A 16,435-nucleotide genomic window follows, 5' to 3' on the forward strand; every position below is an offset into this window, starting at 1 on the left:
CGCAACGTTCGAAGCTGAACACCTCACGAGTAAGATAGATGCTACCTCGGTCAGTTTTAGGTTTGCGCTTAGGTCGCCCACACACGCCTTTCATGAATTTTTGGTAAGTCTGATACCAGTTAACCGCACTGTTTCGGATAATCTGACTAGGGCATCGAGATAGCCAAGGGGTTAACTCCTTCGACTTGAATTGTGATGTTTTCTGGTCAATTGGGGCATAAGTGCCCGTTGGGTAGTATTTACGTGCAAAGGTGCGGTAATACTTTTCTTCGTCAACTTTGGCATTCCAAATACTGCGTGCGCAACCCATCCACTGGCTTAAAACCAGTTTTTGATATGATGTTGGGTTAGCACGTAGCTTAATGCCAGTTAGCATGCTCTTTCCGTAGGTTGTCAATTGCGGTAACTATTATTACACTTAGCGTTAAATTGTCAATCTAGTCTATAAGTAAAATGTACGAATGGAGAACAGGCAGAAGCTGCCTATTTAAAAATAATGCTCATCTAGTATTTGTTACAAAATACCGAAGAGACGTTTTCACTAAAGAGATGTTAGATAGAACCAAAGAGATAATGGAGGAAACCTGTAAGCAAATGGATTGCGAGCTTTTAGAGTTTGGTGGAGAACATGACCACGTTCACTTAATGGTGTCTATTCACCCCAAAGTTGCTGTATCGAATTTGGTTGGCAAATTAAAAGGGAAGTCGTCATATATACTAAGGCGTGAGTATTGGAATCGGATTAAGACGATGCTTTGGGGAAATCACTTTTGGTCGCCTAGTTATTGTGTCGTGTCATGCGGCGGCGCGAGTTTGGATGTAATTAAGCAGTACATTGAAAATCAAAACACACCGCCAAGTGAAAGAGCCGTAAAAACTTCACGCGCTTTAAGTCAGAAAAAAGACTAGTTACCTCTTGCTTGACTCGCCCTTGAAAGGGTGAGATTGCGCAAGCCTAATGTTCAAAACCTCTATAGCAGAGGTTAGACAAGTAGTTGAGCAACAGGATTTACCTGATGTTCATTGGAAACTGACAGCAGAAACTGCTGAATATAGGGAGTCTTTAGCAATAGAAAATGCTCGACAAGAACATAATGTCACCTAATAGCTAAACCTCTGTTATAGAATACCAAACCAGCAAAGTATAGAAGCACAAAAAGCAAATCCAGCGTCATTCTGGCTAAACTAGGATACAAAAGAAAAAAGCATACAAACTTAGGGATGAAGGTGAGTTTGTATGCTTGGGTATTGATAATCAATTAGGAAATTGCTGGCTCAATAATTTATGAAATACACTTTAAATATAGAGGCTGTGCTTATTATTGTCAAACTTCCATACTTAAAAATTTTTCGAAACTTTATGAGCCCCCCTTATTCGACATTAAGGTGGCGCCCATAAGTGATTCACTTCACACTGTTGTTTCAATAACTCCATGTTTTTAATATTAACTTTTTATAGGTGGAGTAAAAAAAACCGAAACAAGTATAAGCTTAATTTAATATTAAAATTAGATAAATCTAGGGGGTATCGCTCAATTACCTAGTAATTTTTTGCTAAAAACAAATTTTCCCAAATGAGTCCCTAAATATGTAAAGCTAACGAACGCAATATGAGCTTATATAAAAGGAGCTACCCTTACAACACTTTCAACACTTTCAACAGCCGGAGTATCTAGAGGTCGCGCAGCTTCCAAAAAATTAGCTAAGCTAAAACCATTGTTCTTTCTGATCCAAGGCTGGAATTTAGCTATACTACAGACGATAAAATTGTGTATCAGTTTCTGATAGAGAGTTATTAAAGTTTCTGATAAAACATTGGAATTTGTGTTTTATTACGAAAAGTCGCTGAAATTAAGCAAATCTTTGATGGAATCTAAAAGGCAGCAGAAAACCAAAACCTTTCGAGTTTTAAGCTTCTCGTAATTGTTATTATTGAACAACTTTTATGTTAACCTCAATTAAAAATAATAACTAAATTTTAGTAACGGAATAGTAGTTGATGGAGTAACAGTTTAAATGTTAAGGGTTTTATGCTTTGTTCTTTTTTCTGCCAATTTAACCGCCAATGAAGTAAAAAATGAAATAGATAAGGTTCTTTATGGCTATACCACCTTCTCTGAGTCGAGAGCTATTTTAGAAAAGTTAGAACAAGGAATGCCATATAAAAATGTGCTTGATGATGCGCGAGTAATGGCGTTTAAGTGTTGGTTTTCTGATGTCACTACATCTAATGGGCTACTCCATTACAATGACTTTTTAAATAATGCAAAGTCAATAATTCATAACTCAGGTAGCGAAATATTAAAACAAAACCTCACAGTCTGTGAAGCTTTCCAAGAGTACAACCAAGGCAATTACCAATTAGCCACAATACTTTTAACCCCTATAACTCAAAACTCTGCAAACACGCAAAACCCTGAAGAGCTAAACGGCATTGCTAACGCTAGTACAGTACTCAATCGTATTTACTTAGCCCAAGGAAACTATGAAGATGCATTCCATGCAGCGCAAAAAGCCTATCAGCTATTTGAAAAATCAGGAAATAGCTATGAACAAGCTCTTGCCCTAAAAGAAATAGCAGATATTCATATTGCTCTTTACAACTTTGATCTAGCAATTGAACAACTGCAACGCTCTGCAACCGAATTAGCCAAATTTAATAAACAAGAACATTACAAAGTAATCGATCAGATCGCTTTTGCCCATGAAAAAAGCGGAAATCTCCCTAAAGCTATAGAGTTGTATCAGTCAATCAAAAAAGATGTAAGGTCTTACGAAAGCGATAACGGTTATGCTTATGTATTGATAAAATTAGCTGAGTTGTACACCGAACTAAACCAGCTCAATGCTGCAAAGTCATATTTAACCGCTGTTGATAAACTTAAGATAGATGATAGCTGGATCACAACACTACTAACTATGACACAAGCCCAATGGCACTTAAAAAGCAATAATCTAAACGCAGCTCTCACTTTATTTAACAAGTTACAAACTAAGCAAAACTCATGGCCGGTCAGTTTTAAAGAAAGGTATTTAAGCTTTGCCTCATTAATTGCTGAAGCTACAAATGATTCCTTATTACACATAAATGCTCAACAACAACTAATAATAATAATAAAACAAAAGCAAACAGACATAGCCAATAACGCCCTTATATCAGCACGTCTAAACTTTAACTTTGAACAACAGAAGCGTGAAATAACTCGTCTAGAACAAGCTTCAGCTCTGCAAAAAGAGTTACTAACAGTGGCTGAAGATAAAGCCTTTTGGCAGCGCTTAACACTCATTATTGCCAGCGTATGTTTAATCCTATTTGCCATTTACAGCTTTAAACAAGTCCGCCAAAAAAAGTATTTTGAAGTACTCGCCTTAAAAGACGAACTTACAGGCATAGCAAATCGCAGAGCTATCATTAATTTAAAGCGAAGTGTCATGCAAAAAAACTTACACAATAAGCAAGTAAGTTCACTGATTTCTATTGATATTGACCATTTTAAAGCTGTAAATGATCAATACGGCCATGATATTGGCGATGAGCTTATCATTTCTGTCGTAAATACCATTGTAAGCACAGTTCGCTGTTCAGGTATGGTGGGACGAGTCGGTGGTGAAGAGTTTTTGATTGTGCTTGAAAACCAAACTCTCGAAAATGCAAAAGACATTGCGGGGCGAATTAGGCATTCAATAGCAGAAAAACAACATACTTCTTTGGGTATTAATTCAACCGTAAGCATTGGTGTTATTGAAATAACCCCGCATGAGACTGCTGAACAGGCAGCAAAACGTGTTGATCTGAACTTATACAAAGCCAAGCAAAATGGCAAAAATAGTGTGGTAGTTTAACTTTTGCTTAAGCTAGACATGTGAATATTGATCTAAGCTAATTTAAACAGTCACACGTTCAAGGTGCCCCATAATAAATTGATTTTTACCTGAGCTTTTAGCTTTGTACAAGAGTGTATCTGCTTTTTCATACAACAGCTCAAAATGATTAGCCTCAACACTACCTTTATCAAGGCCTACACTTATAGTAACTTGCGTTAGATTTTCGTTTAAATCTGAAAAATCGAGTGCGCTTACAGAACAAATTAATCTGTGGGAGATCAACTTTAGTTGGTCACTATCTTGTGAAGGGAAAAATATCACAAATTTCTCCCCCACATAACGAGCTACAATATCACTACCACGAACTTGTTCTTTTAATGTTTGTGCTACGCGATGCAAAACCTTATCACCAATATTATGCCCAAAACGATCATTAATAGATTTAAAGTTATTTATATCTGCGATTAATAAAAACCCAGATTTATCATCAAGCTTGTTAACACTTTGATGGAAACCATGACGATTCAATAATTGTGTTAAGGTGTCTAACTCACTTTGTTAATAATGATGTTGATTGGCTCGTTATTTTTTACTAATTGCCATAATGTTAATTCCTGTACAACGGCAAAAACAGCAATGTTAACAAAAAAATAACATTGAGCCTTGTTTGCTCTATTGCTTGTTTTTGCCAACTTACATCACCTGCAATGCAAAAATGACTGAGCAAGCTTAATATTATTAATAGAGTATATTTTTAGTACGCATTTTTTATTATTATAAATAGCAAAGATCCAAAACAAAATATCGAATGAACTAACAAGCCCTGTACACCGATGCTTAAAAATGAGCCAACCTGCTGTGGCTCTGTTACATCCACTAAAATACCCCAGCTGACTAACATATAGCCAATCCCAAGTACAAGCATGATAGCTGCAATTGTGTAACCTATTAACGAATGAACAATACTTGAAAATAGCAATAACAAGCAAAACGTGATGAACGCAGCAATACTTGTTGCAGGCTCAAACCAAAATGCTGGAGCTTCCAAAAATGAATGATGGGAATTCGCATGCCAGTATTCAGGTAATGCTAAAATCACAAACAAATTAAGCTCGGTCATTGCATTGAGTAGCTGTGAAAAAGTCATACTTGCGACATTATCGGTAAATGCAATAAATGTAATGAAACCATCTGCAAGCCAAATACTTAAGTTAGAAATAGCCAGTAGGAACAACATTGCGAGGGTTTGGAATGACAACACGAGGACAAACTCCTTCCTTGAATAGCGAAACTAGAATAGCGCTAGTTTTTACATTTACGCAATATTTCCATCTACTTACAGATCTTATTGCATAACCCCCCTAATGCGCAATGTCACTAATTGATTCATTTTTATACTATGAAGAAGGAAAGTCGCGTATATAGTGTTTTTTTATTCATAACTGACAATACGTGGAGTAATATCTTGTTCAAAGAGCATTTATGGCTGAATAACACTTATCAGAAAATCAAAAATATCGATATTCCCCTCCGCGCTAAAAGCCTTGTCAGAAAAGACTTTCTATTCCATTCTTCTCAGAAACCATTCCAGTTTTGGAACAGAAAGTACAATTACTCACTATTTTGAAGGCACATTAATACCAGAACTAATTACGCAACAGTCATTAAACCGCCACAGTAAATATAGGTAGTCTTCAAGACCTGGGATGGTTCTACCACCTGCCGCTGTAGACCATTTATGTTCAGACTCCCCCAATGGGTGACAGCACTTACCATTGGGGGAGTTTATATCAGCTTCAGCTACGGGATGAAGCATCGAAAGCTTATACTGGGATTTGGGGATCATTGGCCAAAACTCGGGTTTACACATTGCATCCTCTCCGATTGTTTTTCTAGCCAACCCCTTTCGGTGCAAACTCGCAAGTACACGTTGTGTCAAAAGAGAAGTTACACGCGGCCCAGACTCACCATGATAAACATTTCCAGTAAATGGATAGAGACTTCCGTCGCAGCCAGCACAACCATATGTAGATTCTTGAACATCTCCTGCTGTAATTGCGGCACAATCCGCAGTACACCACGCTTTTGCAATTGGATTTGCAAATATAAATGCTTCTGGGGATAGTAAAATTGAGAGCAAATCATTGTTCCAAGTTGGATCAATCTCGCTAAGGTACATCAAATCAAAATCTGTATATTCACCACCACATTTAGGCAAATACAAAATTTCCAACATCGCAAATAATGGGTATGAATAGTAATGGTATTGGTACGTTGCCAAGTCTGCACCACCGGAACTTTTAACATCCACTCCAGTCGACAATGAAAATAGATCATCCTGAAGCCTAACTCCCCCTAATGCGGGTGCACACCATGGAACTCTCACATGTTCGACTAATCTAGACGGCTGCCAAAACCCCAGTTGATAGCCAAACTCCGGGATTCCAAGAGCATCATTACAAGCACAAATCGATTGGTCAGGTGCAGCCCCATTTGGTTTTGGACCTACTCCCATCAATCGTACTGGCAAGAAGCACGACCAACAAACTTCATTTATTATGTTGCTAAATACATTCGCGTTATTGCATGCGTTACCTTGAGCTTTTGTTTGCGTTGAAAATAAAGCAACTAAGAAAATAAGGGAAATCAATGTAAAGCGCATTACAATTGGCCCACTTTTGACTCTAACCAATTAAATGCGATTAGAAAGTAATGCCAAGCGGTATCCCAAATTTGCTTTGCTACAGTGGGGTACTCGTAACTTAAATAGATCCCACCCAAAACGCCTAACCCAACTAAAATTAATTTCATTTTTCACTCCAATCGAATTGACGTACCAGTAAATAGCCATTGCTTTGTGTTTCGATTTTGCTTGGTGTAGCTTCCACTTTAAATTTCTCAATAACTTGTTTAGGCAAAATGAAAACTGGTGCCCCAAACTCATTTCGAAACTTACTAAGCTCATCCCACCCTTTGTCTTTATCCATATGGGTTAGATGAATCTGAAACTGTCCTGATATCGATTTTAATTCTTCCTTAACCCAATCAACCTGTGACTTCACATAGGGATCAATTACAAAAATGGTTAAATGCATAGGGTATTGTTTTAAAGGGTTTGTTATGTCGCCAGCTCGAGCCAATATTTCTCCACGGCCATTTTTGATATCTTGAGTTACGCGAACAGTCGTATCTATTAGCCACTGCTTAGATTCATCTGACGTGGGGAGAGGGTAAGTTTTATATTTCTTCCAGAACCTTTCTTTTGCTAAACGTTGCTTCTCAGCCCAATCAATCTTGCCTGCTACAGCTTTCATTTGCTCTATGATGTCAGGTTCGTCAATATTGAATAATTGACCTAATGGTTCAAACTTGAAATCGCCTTGTTTTTGATCAAACTGCTCTTTTGCATATTGCGCATTCAATGTGCCCTGAGCAATAAGATGCTTATTACCATTTCTTATGACGATAGTTGGTACACCGGTTACATTAAACTCTTTAAATCTTAGTGGGTTTATTCCTACATTTGGTTCTACGTTTGATATAGCACTTAATTTCTGAATAAGCTTCATCGTCGATGATATGTGTGTAGCCCCTTTTTCTAACCCTCTAAATAAAATTGTTAGGTTATGCTCTTTGGCCACTTTGAAGGCATCAATAAGTGCTCTTCTGGGCATTGAGAAACTCACAAAAATAGCGCCATCTGTACCTTCTAATAAATCAATTTTATTTTCTTGTTGTGGAAGTGCTCTCTTCATTGTATCACTGGAAATAACAACAGCCTGATCTGCAATTGACTTGGCTAAAGCTATATCGTTTTCTTGAATTGTTGGCTTATCTATATCTTTTAACCACCCATTTTCTTTGGCTTTCTCGACAGCCTTATTCGCAGCGTCTTGAAAACTAGAAACATCATATTTGTTTTTTTGATTGGCACTTACGGAGACTGAGAACGCACAAAGCAAAAGTATCGACTTAAAAAATTGCATATGCTTTCCCCAAAATATCCTCTTCATTTATTGGCCCCCAAAACCTGCTGTCATAGCTATAAATAGTCTCACCAACCATAAAGAATTCATTTTCATTCAAGGTAATTTGTCGCTCATACTCTTTTGGGTTTAACTGTAAGAAATTAATGGCATGCGTCATTCCAGCAATTTTGGATTCGACTCGATTTACAAGCATTTCATTTGGCGAGAACTTGATTTCATCGCCAGGAACACCAGCTGCAATTTTTATGAAGTTCAACCCTTTATCAAAATTTTTATCTTCCTTGTTAAATTTGAATGCAACTAAATCTCCCCTTTTAATATCCTTATCACGATTGTCGACTATGAACATGTGAGCATACAAACATTGCTCTTGAAATGTAGGAAAAGAAAATGTGAAGCGAGCAAAAAATAATTCCGCTAACCAATATAAGCCAAGTAGTGTAAGGCATACTATGACTGTGCTTTTCAACTTTATGCTATTCATAGCTAATTGTTTTTGTGAGAACGTAAATAAATTCTACAGTGAGATTTTTGAGTAATTCTGAGATTTTCTTTCGTATTGAATTTTTTTTGGCGATTAAGAAAGTATTTGTGGTACATTAACGACATACTAAAGTCTCCTCCAAAGAACTCTAGTATAAAAAAAGGTAGCCTTTGGTTGAGGCTACCTTTTTTGTAACTTATACATTTTCTGTCTTAAATGTGCTTATTTAATTAAAGTTTTTAATATCTCATCAATTTCAGAGAATTGAACAATACCATCAAGTATAGGGTTCCTAGATCGTGGAAACTAATTCTAAATTTCTGTGTCCCAAAGTCGAAAGATCTATATGGTCAAGTCAAATCTCTTTCGCTAGTTACTCTATACCCGCAGAGTAGTTTTTGAGGTAACCAGCGATATCTCTCACCGCATTACCTTGAAGTTCAGCCTTTGCTTTAGCACCTTACTTTATGCGTATTTCAATCATTTGTTAGTTGTAACTGCTTCTACAGCCATTGTTAATTGATTATCAGCAAACGCAGGCTTAAAACGGAAACCTATGCGATACAAGCAAGTCATTAGCTTATCAATGCTGAACTTTTCAATTCGCCCATTAACTAAATCGCTCACGCGAGGTTGCGTTAGCCCTAATTGAGCTGCAGCGTCGGCCTGTGACCAATTTTTGGCATTGATAATGTCACGAATGACAATCATCAGATCTGATCGTGTCTGTAATTCAGAGGCTTCTGCTTTATCTTCGGTGATTGCATCAAAGATATTTGAGTATTCAAGAGTCATCTTAAAAACCTTATTGATTAACTTATAAGCACTATATATCAGCAATGATATATATACAAGTGTTGATATATTTTTCATTTAATTTCTTTTTGCATTAGCTTGTACCGCTTCTTTGCAGTGTCCATAGCCTGTTTATCGACTTCGTTAGTCGTCTTGGTAAACGAATGCAAGATGAACACTGTATCTGCAAACTTAGCAACGTAAATCGTTCGATATGCTGGCCTGCCGTTCTCTATTAGCTCAACTGCACCAATGCCTACACTTTCCTTTAAGTGCTTAAACTTGCTAAATGGCTCTTTGTTTTGACAAATAGCGTTTAAATCATTTGCAAAGCGCTTTTGAATTTTATCGGGCAACGCTAGAAACTCTTTTTTTGATTGATTGTTTATAAACTTAAATTTTTTCAACTTCCTAATGCCCTGTCATTTTTATTCTTGAGTATACGCTATTAATGGCGTCTGATAATTGCAGTAGATTACCGCTGTATTTATCTGTCACAACTTGTCTCGATGCATGACCAAACAGATCCTCCACAACACCATGATCAATATTTTTGGCCAAATGGATTACTAACGAGCCGCTCAATAATTTTCAACCTTTCAGCAACATTTGAGCCCAATTAAAAGTTGTTCATTTTTTATGAATATGGCAGTAAAAATAGCTGCCATATTCACATATCATTTAATGAATTGTCTGAGTGATATCTATGAATTCAAAACTATCGTCATAACATCTACCTACAACATAATTTGTGCCTTTTAGCTTATCCTTGCTGAATTGGATAATATTATGAGAATGCGTTAGTAACTCACCATTTAACTGCCATGTAGTCGCAGCAATTCGACCATCCGAGTCATTACAGTTGAGATGTAATTCAAACACTTGATCTGTTTCATGCATATTAATACTTCCGGTTGGTTTCTGATTTGGTATCACGTTCACTTCAAATGACTGCGAACCAGTCTGACCAAACTCAGTTTCAACATCGACGCGGATAGAATGATTGCCAACTGATAAATCTCCAATACTTTCTCTATAACGCTTGCTTTCCATGACAAGCTCGCCATCCAAGTACCATTTATACACTGCAACTCTATCATCTGGATGTGAAAGCCATACACGAGATCTAAGTGATACATCTAGTGGATATCTCAGGTATTCATTACTGAATGTACGCACAATCTCAATTTCTAATGGTGTTGGAGGTAAAACTTCTACAATTTGGCTTACTTCTTTACTTTGTCCCCTGCTGTTTGTAACCCTAAACATGAGATTTTTCATTCCTTCTTGGGAAAACTGCAGAGTAAACTTGCCGTCATCTTGATTTAACACTTTAACTCCGGGTGTTTTTAGTAGCTCATATGCATACTCGACGCCAGGAGCAAAATGACGCTCTAAGCCTACCCATGCAATATGTTTAGAAGGCATATAATTTACTGTAGCTGGCATGTTTAGTTCAATTTCAGGAAACTCGTATGTCCAGCTTTTCACACGAACTCTAGTCTCGTTGATTGTCTCTTGCTTTGACCCCTCTACCCAAGCTTGGTAGGTCAGAATAAAGTTTCTTCCTTCAAGAAGATTTTCACTAAATGTCAGGTCAAATTCACTATCATTTATTACTTTCCCATCCGGTAACACCCATTGGTTTTGAGTCCTACCATTAATAGACTCAGTTCTTGTGAAAGAGCTTCCTTTAATGTGGTGTGTAGAGCCGACTTCGACTAGATCAGGGACATCTAAATCAAAATAGAATCGTGGCGCTCTTAAGAAGTAGTATCGCGCCCTAGCTTCGACAAAAGCTTCATCACCCAAACTACTGTCACTTGCTATCCCGTTATATTTCATTCGGGCATTGATATCTCTTCCTGTAAAGTCATCTTTATAGAATGAGATTTCTGCTGGACCTGAGAACCAAGACTTACGATTATCAGTTGACCACTCGATAACACCATCCCCATTTTGAACGAGGTTATCTCCGTCATACAAAACGAACTTTGCAGCTTCATTAAATAGAACTTCATTAGTTTGTTGAATTAATAGTTCAGGTTTTTCAAAAGCAACAACTTTTAGAGTACCGCTAGTTGACCATTCGCCTGTAAACTTATTTTCAACTTTAACTCTCAAGTATTCAATTTCTTCGTTTTCATATCGCTTACGCCAACGTAAAGTATCTTTATGTTCTGTAGACTCCCTCCAATCTGAACCGTTACTTGAAACTTCCCACACAACTCGGCCAAGTGATCCAACATCTGCTCGGTCTTCAGGTGAGTAAATTGCTGAAGCTCTCAATGGTATCCGGCCCTTAATTAAGCCATCCTTTAGCTCCCCTTCAATTTTAGTGCCTTTGTACACAATAAAGTATGCACGAGCAGACTGAATATAGTACTCATAATCAGGTATAGGTGTTTTTGCTTTTGCTACTGCAACATAAATTCCACTTTCTTCGCCAATAACTTCCATTGGCATTTTTATGAAGGCTTCTCCTTTCGCATCAATTGTGACAGTTTCTGTTAATGGTTCAGGTATATTTCTTCTGTCATACTTACCTATGTAAACTTCCCATTCACCCATTGAGCTTTTGTCATAAACCCATCCATCGATTCGATTGTAATTCCCAAGGTTGATTTTAGCTGTTACTTCATCGGTAGATAGGATCTGATCATCTTGAAAATCTAGATTAACGCCAAGTGTGCTATCAGGAACGACTAAAGCTTTAATGCTTTGGGATGCATTTATTTCTGGCATTCTATGGTACTTAACGTTGTAATCGATAGGGAATACTTCCCATAGATTGCGTTCAACTTCAAAAGGCATATCGAACCTACCAGATGTTCTAAATATTTCACCTGTTCTTGTAGAAGGGTTTTTCGGAAATGTTTGGCTAACCCCTTTGGTGTCGAATGTCATATCTAATGAACCAGGGCTCGATACAGTACCCATTCTGACAATTTCACCACCCGAGTATTCAACTGGATAAAATCCGTTTATAAGTTCTCGCCTTGAGCTAGCTTCAACTGAAATCCCTGTTGGTTCCTGAGAAGAAATCAGTGTCTTTTCATTAGGTATGATCAGTGTTTCACCAAACTCATTAATTATTTCGATATCGCTTTCAATTTCTACAAGCGTTTTGTCTAAATAACCAACAGCCGATGGTGTTCTACCTCGCAATGATATTTCAAAGCCTTCTGGTAAATTAACCCAATTGAATATGCAGCTTTTAACACCTTTGCGCGCATATTTAACCGCGAGGTCTCTTTCACTATAGAACCGGCACTCTTCGCCGCTCACTTGTTCAGAATCTAAATAAACCAATTCAATTAGTCTGAACGGTAGATAGTCGTTTTCACGATGCTTTATATCAAACGACATAGGAGCAAAGACAACATTTAGAATATAATTAAATTTATCACCTGAAGAGTTTTTAACTACAACACTAATTTTTGCATTATCTTTTGGTGATAACTGTTGAGTTAAGCCATTAATAGTGACGATACCGTCACCAACAGAATTTAAGCTTAATGGCACACCGTTTGATTGTACACTCTCAATAGTGACACCATTTACGTAACCATTAAACCCAGCTACTAACAGTTCACTATCAAAGTAGAACTCATCATTTTCCTCCATACTTTGGCTGTTTCTGAAAATAGAAATTAATGGCTGCTTACGAGATAAGAATGCAGCATTTTTAAATTCTTTTTTATCTGATTTTGAATATAAGTACTTTGAAGTAACCGTAATATTGTAGTGCCCATCTGGTACACTCTGCACATCAGCTGTATAAATAAACTTGTTATTAATAACTTCAGGCCCGGTTAGATTTTTTACTATTACAGTTTCACCTTCAGTAATATTATCGTTTTTAAAAAGAGTAGTCCCGTCAAATTCAAGCTCCTTAAGAGCTTCGTGCGAACCACTAACCTTAAACTCAAGCTCAATCGATTTAGGAAGCCACCATGTACCTGATATAGCTGGAGACGGTTTATCAAATACAACTCTCGCTGTTTCGTTCTCAACATCTATAGAAGCGCCTAACAAGCCAAAGCTCAATGGCAAACCACTAGCCCTTGCATTAACTTTTACTTGCTCTACCCGAGAGTATGCGTATTCCCAACTTACAATGGCCTGAGAGTTTATTTCTTTATCAGTAAAGTACTTATTAATTGAATTTATCTTAAACTGGTGAGAAACAATGCCATCCTCATAGCCAGTGTAATTTTTAGTTCCAAGGTAATAAGGAGTGATATTTATTGTGCAGGATGTACTTCCAGCATTTATTAAACAACTCCCCAAATTATCGACAATTACCTGTTGTGAATAATTAACTGGCTTTGTAGTGATTGAAATGGCTTTAACCGGAGCGTTTGGATCGTGATTTACATCGCTATTATTGTCGATCCATTTATTCCCTACATAAATAGAATATTTTGTTAGTTCAGGCGCAATTGGAGCCTCGACGTTAAAAGATGTAGTTCCAGAATTGATTAGTGTTTTCTCTTTTTCCGCACCAAAATAGGCAAACACTTTATACCCAACAGGCACAACTCCGCTCATTCTCAATCGACCTTTCAGAGAGAAGTTATCTCTATCAAGCTCATCCATACCAACCCATTCAAAATAACACTTTCCTGACACATTATTGTTGGTACCAATTGCAACCGCTTCATTAGTCACAATGTCACAGAAACTTGAAAACTTAGTTTGGACTGCTTCAAAACTAGACTCTATTACGTGAGATACTAATCGACCACCTAAATTGTTAATCTTAAACTCGATTTCGTCTTGAACTTTATTTAGTGTGATTGTTCTGGAATATAAATGTCCCAGAGTATCCTTGACCGTAACTTTTATTGTATTTAAGCCATTTTTGAACATAACAGTGTCGGGTATTGTGGCCACACCGATTTTTGGCTTGTTAAAAGCAACGTCAGAAGAGTTAACTTGAATCGATACCAGGTCAACGTCATCTGTAAATGAATTGAAAGTTGAAATTACCAGCTCTTGATTGTATGCAAAGTTACTGCTGTTATTTTGCTTAACACCTGATTTGAAAATATCAATTTTTGGGGCAGTTTTGTTAATTCTTAACCCATTAAAATTTTGGTTAGAAGGGATGCCACTTGAATTTGTGAAAGCCACAGAAGCACCATAATAACCATCTTCAATTTGCGTCATATCGAACGTGTAAACATATGCACCATTTACACTTTCTCTCTTAGTGTTCGTAATAGTCTTATTTGCTGTAACTAGTGAGCCATCTTTTGTATATAGAACATTCCCGCTATAGGTGATGCCACTTGAAATGGTTGGCTGACTATTTCGGCTGAATTTTACATTTAACTCAGATGGGGCCCACCAATCGCCAACAATCTCGCTTGAAGGCTTATTTAAAACGAGTTTAGCTGTGTTATTCGAAACTTGAATTGATTTGCTATTAACGTTTATTGTCTTTGTAGTCGTATAACTAGCAGGCATTGAATTAACCTCAAAAAGGTCAATTTTTGTTGGTTGGTAATTCCAAGGAACAGTTAAAGCATGTTTGGTGTTACTGACTCCCCAATAACTATTACTCGAATCAACTGACACTTGATAGCTTAAAGAGCCCATTTTATTTGAAATAGCATCACCAAGCTTTATTCCTGAAAATGAAATATCGCATGAAGTAGCGCCATTTACTACTGTACAGCTACCAAGCGATGGGATAGAAACCTTCTGACTGTAATCCCTTGCGTCAACATTAACTCTAACTGCAGAAAGCTTGTTTGTGGGGTTGTAATTGGTATGATTACCTACACTTTTCCATGAGTTTCCAAGCTTAACTGAGTATCCTTGGACAGTAGGCTTAACTGGAGCTGCAAAATTAAAAATAAAGTTTTTTGTATCAACTAACTTTTTTGCTTTTGCCGACCCTGAATAATAATAAATTGAGTAGCCAATACTATTCGGACCTGAATTGGAGGCAATGCCTTCAACTTTAAATCCATCAATTGAATAACCGGCTGTGTTATTCCATTCAAATAAACAATATCCAGCGTTTAAGGTTCCCCCTTGTAATGCTAAATTGTTATCTGTAGTGACAGTACAGTAATCGTCTATAACAGTTTGGCGAGCCTCAAGCTTGAAGTTTCTTACGTTTGAAATAAGTGTGCCTGATTTGTTCTCGATGACAAATTCTGGTTTGTAGACATTCATCGTTCCTTTGATAGTTGTGATAGCAATAGCGCTAAATGAAAACATCAAAGTAGTTAAAGCCGCTGCCTTTAAATATCTCATTATTAGACCTTGTTGGAATTACTCAGAGTTAACTTACCAACTTAGCTAAACAATAAAGGCTGAAAAAGAATTGAATTAGAAGAAAAATTCGTTTCATCGACTGATTCGTTGAATATCCAATGATTTGAATAGCAGGAGCTCTAAAATAATAGTTCTACAACTTAATTTTTAGGACTTGCAATGATATTAAAAAACAATATTTGCTTAAAAAGCAAACACTAGGTTTAGTTGTTATATGATAAAACTGAGTGACACGCACAAATTTTCAATTACGACTGGCAGTCAAATTAAATTTGCTTGATGAAAATATATAGCCTCAGCTCATTAGTCGTAATGAAACACTAACAAATTGTCGAGTAAATACTGAAATTAGAGCTTCACTCATGTATACGATAACTATCCAATACAGGCTAATAGAATATTTTAACTTTTTAACCGATGTCTGTAGCTTTGAGTTCGGCGAAAAATTTGTACGCGCTTGGTATTTTAAAGTTCTAGCATATCCTATTTGGTTTTTTGTTTTTTATCTAAAAAAAGTTAAAGAAGGTGAATGTCTGTTTGTATTCTCAGAAGTAGGTTTTGAGCGTAAATCAAATTCGGGGGTTAGCTATCTCAAGTGGGAGAAGATCGGTAAAGTAGTCGTCAGAGAGCACTTTTATATTCTAGTTGGCGGTGAACTACCCAGCGACATCGCTTCGCTCTGATCACTGGGCTTCTACAGTCTAGCTTAACGACTAGGCTGCTTCTTTTTTCTCAGATCCAAAATCCAACTTCGATAATTCGAAGACTTTCGTTTTAACGGATTGTTTCTCCTGAGATACGGGTGCTACCCTTGCGACGATGCCAGCCGCAATTAAATCTAATTCACCTGTCTTTTCTATGCTCTTAGCCGACGATAGATCACGGTTTTGATACGTTCCGCAAGCTACACAAGTGAAATACCTATCGTTCAATGTTAAAACATGGTTTTGGCCGCACTCTGAGCAGATCCCAGTGGACTTCTCAAATCGACCAATTTCGTGATACAACTTACCCTCTAACTCAGCTTTGTATTTTGAAAGCTGAGTTA

Annotated in this window: 12 protein-coding genes and 1 pseudogene; 2 read left to right on the top strand and 11 right to left on the bottom strand. The window is 37.1% G+C overall.

The genetic code is table 11. From position 1 onward, the window contains the following. Positions 1-376 (bottom strand): helix-turn-helix domain-containing protein (locus tag L1264_RS19945; protein WP_235404469.1); only part of this gene is annotated, 376 nt, incomplete at its 3' end. Between the two features lie 77 nt (positions 377-453). Between L1264_RS19945 and tnpA the strand changes: the two genes are divergently transcribed. Further along, positions 454-909, top strand: a complete 456-nt coding sequence (tnpA, locus tag L1264_RS19950; protein WP_206769683.1) for an IS200/IS605 family transposase — start codon at positions 454-456, stop codon at positions 907-909. Between the two features lie 1,107 nt (positions 910-2,016). Further along, the gene (locus L1264_RS19955) at positions 2,017-3,843 is read left to right on the top strand and encodes a tetratricopeptide repeat-containing diguanylate cyclase (RefSeq protein ID WP_036973798.1); all 1,827 of its coding nucleotides are present in this window, start codon (positions 2,017-2,019) and stop codon (positions 3,841-3,843) included. Positions 3,844-3,885: 42 nt separating this feature from the next. Here L1264_RS19955 and L1264_RS19960 read toward each other — a convergent pair. The 10 genes and pseudogenes from L1264_RS19960 to L1264_RS20005 form a co-directional block, all read right to left on the bottom strand. Next, positions 3,886-4,368, bottom strand: a pseudogene (locus tag L1264_RS19960) (GGDEF domain-containing protein); the annotation flags it as partial. A 211-nt stretch (positions 4,369-4,579) separates the two neighbouring features. Next, on the bottom strand, positions 4,580-5,086 hold the full coding sequence (locus L1264_RS19965) for a hypothetical protein (RefSeq protein ID WP_155950870.1): 507 nt from the start codon (positions 5,084-5,086) through the stop codon (positions 4,580-4,582). Between the two features lie 357 nt (positions 5,087-5,443). Next, positions 5,444-6,487 carry a TraU family protein gene (locus L1264_RS19970; RefSeq protein ID WP_036973794.1) on the bottom strand — a complete coding sequence of 348 codons (1,044 nt, stop codon included), beginning with the start codon at positions 6,485-6,487 and terminating at the stop codon, positions 5,444-5,446. Further along, positions 6,487-6,636 carry a hypothetical protein gene (locus L1264_RS19975; RefSeq protein ID WP_155950869.1) on the bottom strand — a complete coding sequence of 50 codons (150 nt, stop codon included), beginning with the start codon at positions 6,634-6,636 and terminating at the stop codon, positions 6,487-6,489. Before L1264_RS19975 ends, L1264_RS19970 begins: the two co-directional genes overlap by 1 nt. After that, complete coding sequence (locus L1264_RS19980) at positions 6,633-7,811, bottom strand: TrbC family F-type conjugative pilus assembly protein (RefSeq protein ID WP_036973793.1); 1,179 nt, start codon at positions 7,809-7,811, stop codon at positions 6,633-6,635. Before L1264_RS19980 ends, L1264_RS19975 begins: the two co-directional genes overlap by 4 nt. After that, positions 7,798-8,298: a signal peptidase I gene (gene lepB, locus L1264_RS19985; RefSeq protein ID WP_051501951.1), complete on the bottom strand. Its 501-nt coding sequence runs from the start codon at positions 8,296-8,298 to the stop codon at positions 7,798-7,800. Before lepB ends, L1264_RS19980 begins: the two co-directional genes overlap by 14 nt. A 480-nt stretch (positions 8,299-8,778) precedes the next feature. Next, positions 8,779-9,093 (bottom strand): helix-turn-helix domain-containing protein, encoded by a 315-nt coding sequence (locus tag L1264_RS19990; protein ID WP_036973979.1) that lies wholly within the window; start codon positions 9,091-9,093, stop codon positions 8,779-8,781. A gap of 74 nt (positions 9,094-9,167) precedes the next feature. Continuing rightward, positions 9,168-9,500 carry a type II toxin-antitoxin system RelE/ParE family toxin gene (locus L1264_RS19995; RefSeq protein ID WP_036973792.1) on the bottom strand — a complete coding sequence of 111 codons (333 nt, stop codon included), beginning with the start codon at positions 9,498-9,500 and terminating at the stop codon, positions 9,168-9,170. Positions 9,501-9,774: 274 nt separating this feature from the next. Continuing rightward, positions 9,775-15,366, bottom strand: a complete 5,592-nt coding sequence (locus L1264_RS20000) for a hypothetical protein (RefSeq protein ID WP_235404471.1) — start codon at positions 15,364-15,366, stop codon at positions 9,775-9,777. 734 nt (positions 15,367-16,100) lie between these two features. Continuing rightward, a partial coding sequence (locus L1264_RS20005; protein ID WP_235404472.1) for a transposase occupies positions 16,101-16,435 on the bottom strand: 335 nt, incomplete at its 5' end.

The organism is Pseudoalteromonas sp. APAL1 (assembly GCF_021532475.1).
Lineage (GTDB): Bacteria > Pseudomonadota > Gammaproteobacteria > Enterobacterales > Alteromonadaceae > Pseudoalteromonas > Pseudoalteromonas lipolytica_C.